This window comes from Holdemania sp. 1001095H_141210_F2, from assembly GCF_015558105.1.
In the GTDB taxonomy this organism is placed as follows: domain Bacteria; phylum Bacillota_I; class Bacilli_A; order Erysipelotrichales; family Erysipelotrichaceae; genus Holdemania.
Window position 1 is genome coordinate 1 of record NZ_JADNPO010000050.1, and the last position, 9216, is coordinate 9216.

The 9216-nt window shown below is 54.0% G+C and carries 8 protein-coding genes; 1 reads left to right on the forward strand and 7 read right to left on the reverse strand.

Translation table 11 applies throughout. The annotated features are described in order from the left end of the window. Positions 1 to 72: 72 nt before the first annotated feature. Genes pyk through polA form a run of 7 tightly spaced genes read right to left on the reverse strand, consistent with a single transcriptional unit; the run spans position 73 to position 8702 of the window. Entirely contained in the window at positions 73 to 1494 is a 1422-nt protein-coding gene (gene pyk, locus I2G61_RS16050; protein WP_229056819.1) for a pyruvate kinase, read from the reverse strand. 17 nt (positions 1495 to 1511) lie between these two features. Further along, entirely contained in the window at positions 1512 to 2474 is a 963-nt protein-coding gene (gene pfkA / locus I2G61_RS16055) for a 6-phosphofructokinase (protein WP_006059031.1), read from the reverse strand. Between the two features lie 57 nt (positions 2475 to 2531). Further along, the gene (locus I2G61_RS16060; protein ID WP_072684245.1) at positions 2532 to 3452 is read right to left on the reverse strand and encodes an ATP-binding protein; all 921 of its coding nucleotides are present in this window, start codon (positions 3450 to 3452) and stop codon (positions 2532 to 2534) included. Between the two features lie 3 nt (positions 3453 to 3455). After that, positions 3456 to 4676 carry a DnaD domain protein gene (locus I2G61_RS16065; protein ID WP_072684244.1) on the reverse strand — a complete coding sequence of 407 codons (1221 nt, stop codon included), beginning with the start codon at positions 4674 to 4676 and terminating at the stop codon, positions 3456 to 3458. Further along, positions 4642 to 5256, reverse strand: coding sequence for a dephospho-CoA kinase (coaE, locus tag I2G61_RS16070; RefSeq protein ID WP_072684243.1), 615 nt, complete (start codon positions 5254 to 5256; stop codon positions 4642 to 4644). The genes I2G61_RS16065 and coaE overlap by 35 nt, the downstream gene beginning before the upstream one ends. Beyond that, positions 5168 to 6088 (reverse strand): bifunctional DNA-formamidopyrimidine glycosylase/DNA-(apurinic or apyrimidinic site) lyase, encoded by a 921-nt coding sequence (gene mutM, locus I2G61_RS16075; RefSeq protein WP_072684242.1) that lies wholly within the window; start codon positions 6086 to 6088, stop codon positions 5168 to 5170. The genes coaE and mutM overlap by 89 nt, the downstream gene beginning before the upstream one ends. Position 6089: 1 nt before the next feature. Further along, positions 6090 to 8702, reverse strand: a complete 2613-nt coding sequence (gene polA, locus I2G61_RS16080; protein ID WP_072684241.1) for a DNA polymerase I — start codon at positions 8700 to 8702, stop codon at positions 6090 to 6092. Positions 8703 to 9052: 350 nt separating this feature from the next. Here polA and I2G61_RS16085 point away from each other — a divergent pair, with 350 nt between their 5' ends. Continuing rightward, positions 9053 to 9202, forward strand: a complete 150-nt coding sequence (locus I2G61_RS16085) for a hypothetical protein (RefSeq protein ID WP_195396376.1) — start codon at positions 9053 to 9055, stop codon at positions 9200 to 9202. Positions 9203 to 9216: the final 14 nt, after the last annotated feature.

The following is a 9216-nucleotide window of genomic DNA, read 5'->3' on the forward strand; positions in this document are numbered from 1 at the left end:
CCATTTCTGGAACTCATCTGCGTCTTTCTTGTTTCGGTTTTTCTCTCACCAACACCATTTTTGAAAGAGCCCTTATTTTATTTCGATGATCTTCATCATGTTGGCGCTGCCTTCGCCCGTTGGGTAACCGGCGGACATGATGATCAGCTGGCCTGGCTTCAAGCCGTAGCCCTTGGCGATAGTGCTCGCCAGTTCGTCATCATTGGTCAGCTCATTCTGGATATCCGAGAAGATCGGCGTTACGCCCCAATAGGCTTCCAGCTTGCGCTGCGTGCTCTTGGTGAACGTGACGGCCAGAATTGGAACGCACGGTCTGAACTTGGAGATTCGCTTCGCCGTGGTGCCGCCTTGGGTGAAGACGACAACCGCACCGACGTTCTGCAGCGTCAGCGTCGCATCGGAAACCGCGATGCCGATCGCATCCTGAACCGTCTTGCGGCTGGACTTGATCGAATGATCCAGACGCTCACGGTACGGAATGATCTTTTCGACCGCTTCCGCAATCGTCGCCATCGTTCTGACCGCTTCGACCGGATATTCGCCGGCCGCGCTTTCACCTGAAAGCATGATCGCATCGGAGCCATCCAGAACCGCGTTGGCAACGTCGCTCGCTTCCGCACGGGTCGGACGCGGGTTGGCCATCATGGATTCCAGCATGTGGGTTGCGGTGATGACCGGCTTGCCCATTTCATTCGCCTTATGGATAATCGTCTTCTGGTAAATCGGAACATACTGTGTCTGAACTTCAACGCCCAGATCGCCGCGCGCAACCATGACGCCATCCGCAACTTCCAGAATCGATTCCAGATTGTCGAAGCCTTCCTGGTTTTCAATCTTCGCGATGATCTGGATCGTCGGCTTGCCCATTTCGATCAGGATCTTGCGGATCGCCAGAACGTCTTCCGCCCGTCTGACAAACGAAGCGGCGATGAAGTCAACGTCTTTTTCGCAGCCAAAGCGGATATCCGCATCGTCTTTTTCCGAAATAAACGGCATCGACAGCTTCACGTTAGGCACGTTGCAGCCCTTGCGAGTTTTGATTGTTCCGGAGTTTTCGACGCGGCAGGTCAGTTCCTGTCCGTCGTTTTCCAGAATCGTCAGGCGCATTTTGCCATCGTCGATCAGAATGTAATTGCCAGCCTTCACGTCCTCAAACAGTTCCGGGCAGGCGATGTGGAAACGCTCGTGCGTTCCTTCGATTTCCGCGCGGCAGATCTTGACGATATCGCCCTTTAAGAAATCAGCCTTGCCATCCTTAAAGATTCCGCAGCGGATTTCCGGGCCCTTGGTATCGAGCATAATGGCCAGGTTAATGCCGATTCGTTCGCTGACCTCGCGGATCATGTCGATGCGTTCGCCATGGGTTTTGTGATCCTCATGCGAAAAGTTGCACCGGACGATATTCATGCCTTCCTTCGCCAGCTTCTCCACCATTTCCGGGGTGTTGCTGGCAGGACCTAACGTACATACAATTTTAGTCTTCTTACCTAACATAATCTTCCTCCTTCAACTTATACTAACCGGTCAAACAGACGATACAAGTCCTTCCGGGAATGCCGTGGGGAAGACAGGGCTTCCTCAATCGGCATCGAAGTGACCTTGTTGTCAATCATCCCGACACAGTGTCCGCCGACGCCGTCCATCAACAGATCGACCGCTTTTTCGCCCATCATCGAGGCTAAAACACGATCTCTCGGCGATGGCGATCCGCCGCGCTGCACATGGCCCAGTACAGTCGCCCGTCCGGCAAAGCCGGTATTCTGGGAAATCTTGCGCGCTAACTCGTCGACGTCCGCGATCTTCTCTGAAATGACGACGATCGCATGGCGTTTCTTCACGGCTTTGTCCAAATACCGGAGCCGTTCCAGAACATCCAGCTCGTCATAGCCCGTTTCCGGCGTGATGACGATCTCGGCTCCGCAGGAAATCGCAGCCCAGACCGCCAGATCGCCGCATCGGTTGCCCATCACTTCCACGACGGAACAACGATGATGCGAGCTGGAGGTATCACGCAGTTTATCCACCGCTTCCACGACGGTATTCAGCGCCGTGTCAAAGCCGATCGTAAAATCGGTGCCCGGAATATCGTTGTCGATCGTTCCCGGCAGACCGATACAGTTAATGCCCAGTTTCGTCAGCGCCATCGCGCCGCGATAAGAACCATCGCCGCCGATCACGACGACCGCGTCGATCTTCGCGTTCTGCAGCGTCTGCACCGCTTTTTTCTGTATTTCCAGGTCTTTGAATTCCGTTAAACGGGCCGACCCCAGTACGGTGCCGCCCCGGTTCAGAATATCGCTGACGGTGGATTTATCCATCGGAATGTAATTGCCCTCGACTAAACCGCGGTAACCATCCTTGATGCCCATGACCTCAAAGCCGTTGGCCAGCGCCACGCGCGTCACTGCCCGGATCGCCGCGTTCATGCCCGGAGCATCGCCGCCGGACGTCAAGATTCCGATTCTTCGTATCATACGTAACCCTCCTGTCATTTCCCGTATATCATAGCATTGAATTTGAAAATTGTGAAACTAAATCGACGTGTTTCGGCGATTTTTTCCAGTGATTTTCATCTCTTTCGACAAGGCTTTTATGCGTTCCATAATTCTAACCGCTTTCAATTCTTCCTTGTCGGATTTTTGATTATACATGTAGTGATTTTCCAGCGAGCTGAAGTTTTCATTGCTTGTGAACCAGGTCAGTTTCTGACGGTCCATCCGCTCGTTGAAGATCGGCAGCAGCACTTCGTCGCGCAGCCAGGAGGTCACGCTTTCCGCTCCGATATCGTCGAACACCGCAAAGTCCGCACGCTTCATTTCGTACAGCTCGTCCTCGAAGCTGTCGCGGTCGTCAAGCAGCCCCTTGATCCGTGAAGCCATCGTCGGCACATGCACGAACACAACGCGCTTGCCCTGACGGGCATAGCTGTTGCACGCGCAGGCCGCAAGATAAGTCTTCCCCACTCCCGGCGCGCCAAACAAATAAAGTCCTTTTTCCGCCGGTGCTAACAAATTCTGCGAGATTTTCGCCACCGCTGCCGCGTATGCCGTCTCTTCCTCGTCGATGTTGATATCAGTGATCGACACCGTCCACAAACGCCGCGGCAAATCGTTGATGCGGTAGTTGTGAACATGCTTTTCCGCCTGCAGCTGCTGCCTGGCATAACGGCACGGACGGACCTGAAGCGTCAGAAACCCAGTATACGACAGATCGAGCACCTCGCCCTTTTGTTTCTGGCGGCATTGATTTAAGCCCGCACAGTTCTGGCACAGGCTCAGCTGGTCGATCCATTGATGAAACCGGTACGGGTAGTTCTCAACCCAGCTTTCATCCAGACCGTTGGTTTGCAAAAAGTTCTGCACCAGCGGATGAGCTTTCATTTTGGCGGCCAGCGCTTGTTTTTCCTTCAGCTGTTGTTCGTTCAGTTGGATTCCCCATTTTACGGCTTCCATCGCTTAGCCCTCCTGTTCGCGCAGCCGGCGGCGGATTTCTTCAAATTCTTCACGATCGAAATCCGTTTCTTCTGCGGTTTCTTTTTCCGATCCGGTCTTCATCTGGACGTAATAATCCGGCAGCACGTCTTTGCGGCTGCCGCCCCGGCCGCTGCGGCCGCGTGGTTTTTTAGCTTCCGCCATGGCTTTTTCCGCCGTATCAACGCCGGAGCGGATCCAGGCTGCGGCAAGCGAGGCGACAAAGGAAGGAACCAGCTTGTTATCGCTGATGGACAAAACGTGTTCCAACAGAATATTGACGACCTTCGGATCCATCTTCATCTCGGTGATGAGCTTCTCAATCGTGCGTTTATCGCTGTCCTGCACCGGCACACCGTTCTGCTTGGACTGCAGAAAGGCGACCGGCGGCAGATCGTATGGATCGTCCGAGACCTTTTTCGCCGGCTTTTTCGCTTTCATGACAAACGCCGTGGAGCGCAGCTTTTCCGCATCCAGCGTGTTGTTCGTATTGTCTGTGCAGCGGCCGACCAGAATCAGCATTTCATCGGCGCTTAAGCCGTACATCGTCGCCAGCTCCCCGATCAGGCGCAGATTCTCATTGGTGCGCGCTTCAATCGGAAAGACGAGGTTGCTGGCGCGGGTTAAGAAGCGCTCGTAATCGAAGTGAATGGCCGGATGATCGCCGGCGTCGAAATTGTACCGCGGTTTGATACTGGCAAACTGTTCCTCGCTCTCGGCGTCCCAGTTCTCGATGACCGAGCTTTTGAATTGTTCGCTGACTTCCTCAAAGCCTTCCCGCGACAGCTCGATGTGCGCCAGCTTGTTAAGCGAAAGCTGGTATTGCTTCGCCCCCATGATCCGCGCGTACAGCCGCCCCAGCACCTCATGCTTAAAAAACCGGTCGGCTTCCAGCGGCGGATACAGCACATAAATGTAGTTGTCCTTGCCTTCTCCGGTTTTGATATAACTGCGCATCAGCATCATTTCTTCCAGCTTGCGCCGTGAGCGTTCCAGCACCGTGATGTCCATGTTCATGATCTGACATAACCGGCCGTGCGGCTCAAACGAACGCTGGTGCTTGGCTTCGCTGATCAACGTCAGATACAGCGCCGCCCCGGCGCAGCCGACCAGCGGCTGATACAGCGACATTAAGGAATTCAGCGCGTCCGCGCCCAGCGGCCGCAGCACTTCACTGCGGTATCCGTCTTTCGCTTTCAGTTCCATCTTGTTTCTCCTTGATCCATTGTTGAATCTGATCTTGCATTGCGGGAATATCCCCGTCGTTGACGATCGTCAGCGTCGAACGGCGGCTTTTCTCTTCCTGGCTCATCTGCGCCGCCATCCTTGCCCGCGCCTGCTGAGGTGAAAGACCGCGGCCCTGCTGCAGCCGCTGCAGGATGGTTTCCAGCGGCGCGGTGACGGTGATGATCTCGTCAAACTGCTTTTCCATGCCCGCTTCAAACAACAGCGGCACCTCGGCAAACCACAGCGGCGATGAGGAGGCTTTTGCCTGGCGGTTTAATTCCGCCTGGATCAGGGGATGCGTGATCGCTTCGAGCTGGCGCCGCCGCGCGGCATCCTGAAAGACGATCGCGCCTAAAGCCGCCCGGTCGATTCGCCCTTGATCATCTAAAATAGCGGGACCGAAAGCTTCGACGCAGGCTTTATATCCCGCCTGATCCGGCTGCAGGATCGCATGGCTGATCGCGTCGCAGTCAGCGACCGGATACCCCAGATTTCGTAAGCACTGGCTCAGCGTCGACTTTCCGCTGCCGATCACGCCGGTGATCGCGATTTTGATCATATTCGATTCCCGTTCCTCTCTTTTTCTGACAATGCGGACAATAGTAGGTCCCCCGCTGGGCGACCGCAATCTTCTTGATCGGCCCGCCGCACAGCGGACAGGCTTCGCCTTCCCGGCCATGGACCTGGATCTGCAGCTGAAACCGGCCGGTCACCCCTAAGGATGAGGTATAGCTGCGGATCGAGCTGCCCCCGGCCTCAATCGCCAGGCTCAGGATCTGCCGGGTGACCTCCGGCAGCGCGGTGATCTGCGCTTTTGTCAGCTGGTCGCAGCGTTTGCGCGGATCAATCCGCAGCGCGAAGCAGATCTCATTGGCATAGATATTGCCGATGCCGGCGACAAAGCTCTGATCGAGCAGGACTTGTTTAATCGGAACTCGGCGTTTCTTTAAAAATGCGCGGCAGTAGTCCGGATTAAATTCGTCGTCGAACGGCTCCGGCCCCAGCTCGTGAAAGTGGCGCAGATCGCCGTTCAGTTCCATCAGCTCCATCGTCCCGAACTTGCGCGTATCGTGATAGCGCAGCTGCGTCCCGTCGTCCAGATCGAAAATCACATGGATATGCTTGGACAACGGTTCTTCAGGACGCTGGACATAAAACTTTCCTTCCATCCGCATGTGCGCGATGAAATAGACATCATCCATCTGAAAGACCAGGTATTTCCCGCGCCGCGAAAACCGGCGGAAGTGCTGTCCCTCTAAGCGCCGGCAGAATTCGCCGGCATCCATCTGAATCATCTTCGGCATGCGCACTTCAACGTGTTCGATCCGGCGGTCAGGAATTAAAAGTTCCAGCGTGCGGACGACCGTTTCAACCTCTGGCAGCTCCGGCATCTTATTTCGCCTCGTACCAGGTACTGCCGATTTTAGTTTCCGCGACTAACGGCACCTTCAGTTCCATCGCGTGCTCCATTCCCTCCTGGATAATCGCGCATAACGCATCCAGCTCGCCTGGCAGCGCGTCGAAAATCAATTCGTCGTGAACCTGCAGGATCATTTTGGATTGCAATCCCTTTTCGCTGATCGCCTTGTCGATGCGGATCATCGCCAGCTTGATCAGATCGGCAGCGGAGCCCTGGATCGGAGCGTTCATCGCGGCGCGCTTGCCGAATTCGCGGGTCATGTAATTCTTATCGTGAATCTCCGGCACTTCCCGGCGCCGGCCCAGCATCGTCGCGGTATAGCCGTGTTCCTGGCAGAAGCTGATCACCTGATCCATGTATTTGGAAATGTTCGGATAGCTTTGCAGATAGCGCTCGATGAATTCCTTCGCCTGAGCGCGGCTGATATCCAGCTGCTGAGACAGGCCGAAATCGGAAATGCCGTAAACGATCCCGAAATTGACGGCTTTGGCCTGGCGGCGATGCTTCGCGTCAACCTGATCAAGCGGAATCTGGAATACGTCTGACGCGGTTTTGGTATGAATATCGACGGCATGCCGGAATGCGTCCAGCAGCCCCTGCTCGTCCGCCATGTGCGCCAGCATTCTTAATTCGATCTGGGAGTAGTCGGAAGCGACCAGCACATTGCCCTCGCTCGGCAGAAAGGCCTTGCGCACTTCGCGGGATTCCTCATCGCGGACGCTGATATTCTGCAGATTGGGTTCGGTCGAGGACAGCCGGCCGGTCTGAGTCGCGCATTGATTGTAGATCGTATGGATTCTTCCATCCGGATGAATGTATTTTTTCAAGCCTTCGGCATAGGTGCTGTACAGCTTTTGATATTTTCTGAATTCCAGCAGATCGGCGATAATCGGATGCACGCCCAGCAGCTTTTCGAGTACGTCGGCCGAGGTTGAGCGCTTCTTCCCGCTGGCCGGCAGTCCCAGCTTGTCAAACAAGACTTCGCCCAGCTGTTTCGGCGAGTTGATGTTGAAAGTCTCTCCGGCGGCGGCGTAAATCGCATCGGTCAGCGCGTCCAGGCGGGCCTGGGTCTGCCGGGCAATATCGTCGAGTGTCTGGGAATCAATCCGGATGCCTTCCTTTTCCATCTTATACAGCACGACGGCTAAAGGCATTTCCACATCGTAAAACAGCGAAACGATTTCCATCTCCTTCAGCTTCGGCTCGCTGTTCTTCCACAGCGCGTCGATCAGCTGAATTTTCTGGGCACACAGCTGACGCTGAAGCTGCGGCTCCGGCAGCTTCATCTTGCCCGGCTTGCCATATACCTCATCCATCGTCACCGTTTCCGTCAGGCCGAATTTCTCACGGATCTTCTGATCACTGGTCAGCGTCGAATCGCACAGGAACGCGGCGATCATCGCGTCGATTTTCATTCCGTTGATCGTCAGTCCCGCGCCGTCGGCTAAATGCAGACAAGCCTTGACGTCGTAGACGATCTTGGTCTTCTCCCCGGCCAGATACGCTAACAGCGCTTCATCCTGCCGGACATCTTCAATCGGGATGTAGACATCCTGGTCCTGATACGCCAGCGCCAGACCGTGAACGTCAGCGAAATAGACCGACGGCTGATCCTGGTCGAGCACCAGGATCGCGTTGTCCTGCAGAAGTGCTTCCGGACAGCGGCGGACTTCCGCCACCGTCAGTGTCGGCTGCGAGGCCGGGGCCTCGGCTTCCGCCTGCTCGCTGATCTGGGTAGAAAGCTTGCTTGCCAGCGAGTTCATCTCATAGCGCACATAAAACTGACGCAGCGGCTCCGGCGTGATGTGAAATGTGAATTCTTCCGTTTCAAACGGAATCTCTACGTCGGTTTTGATCGTCGCCAGACGTTTGGATAACAGCGCCTGATCCTTGAAGGCTTCGACATTTTCTTTCAGCTTGCCCTTGAGCTGGTCGGTGTTGGCGATCAGATTTTCCACCGTACCGAACTGTTCCAGCAGCTTCAGCGCTGTCTTTTCACCGACCTTCGGAATTCCCGGGATGTTATCGGATGCGTCGCCCATCAACCCCTTGAGGTCGCGGATCTGATCCGGCGTGATCCCCATCTTTTCCTTCAGGCTTTCCACGGTCATCTCCTCGATATCGCTGATGCCTTTTTTCATCAGCCAGACCGAGGTCGTCTCGTCGATCAGCTGCAGCATATCGCGATCGGAGCTGAGCACGTTGATATCCCAGTCCGGATATTTCTTAATCATTGAACCGATGATGTCGTCGGCTTCGATATCCGTCATTTCAAACTGCTTAATCCCCGCCGCTTCCAGATATTCGCGCACGATCGGAAACTGTTCCACTAACGCGTCCGGCGTTTCCTTGCGGCCGCCCTTGTACTCGGCGAACAGCTCGTGGCGGAAGGTATGCTTGCCCTTGTCGAAAGCGACGAGCATCGCGTCCGGCTGGATGATCTGAACGGCTTTGTTGATCATCATCGCAAAACCGTAAATCGCGTTGGTCGGAATACCGGTCGACGTCGACATCGGCCGCATAAAGGTTGCGTAAAATGCCCGGAAGAGCATGGAATTTCCATCGACTAACAACATTTTTTTCATGGTTGGATCTCCTTTTGTTTTTAAACTGGATTCAGTTCTTATTTTACCATAAGCCCTGATGAATATCAAAAGAAGCGCAAGCTGGCGCATAAACCGCAGTCCTGTCCGTTTAAATCTTAATTGATGTTTCCTGTGAATAAAATTCTGATTCTTTCAAGTTTTACTAAAACAGAAAAAATTTTAACATTTTCATTTTTCTCAGGAGGATTATTTATTTTTTCCGCAATATTAATAATGTAGGGTTTTGTTGAACCGCGGATGCCCGTCCGGACAGAGTCGATTTTTGGTCTTATCAAAATGGATTCAAACTGACAGATTTTTGTCGTCTGTCATCAAAGGAGGGCAATTCTATGGAACATTTCCTGGAACTTTTTGTCACTGTGGTTTTAAAAGTTGGTTTGCCCTTGATCGAATGTTCGATCAAGGTGATTGAATGCCGCTTAAAAATTATAGAGACCAAAAAGAAATTAGATAATAAAAAACAAGAGTTTTTTGCGTGAATTTGAAAAATCTC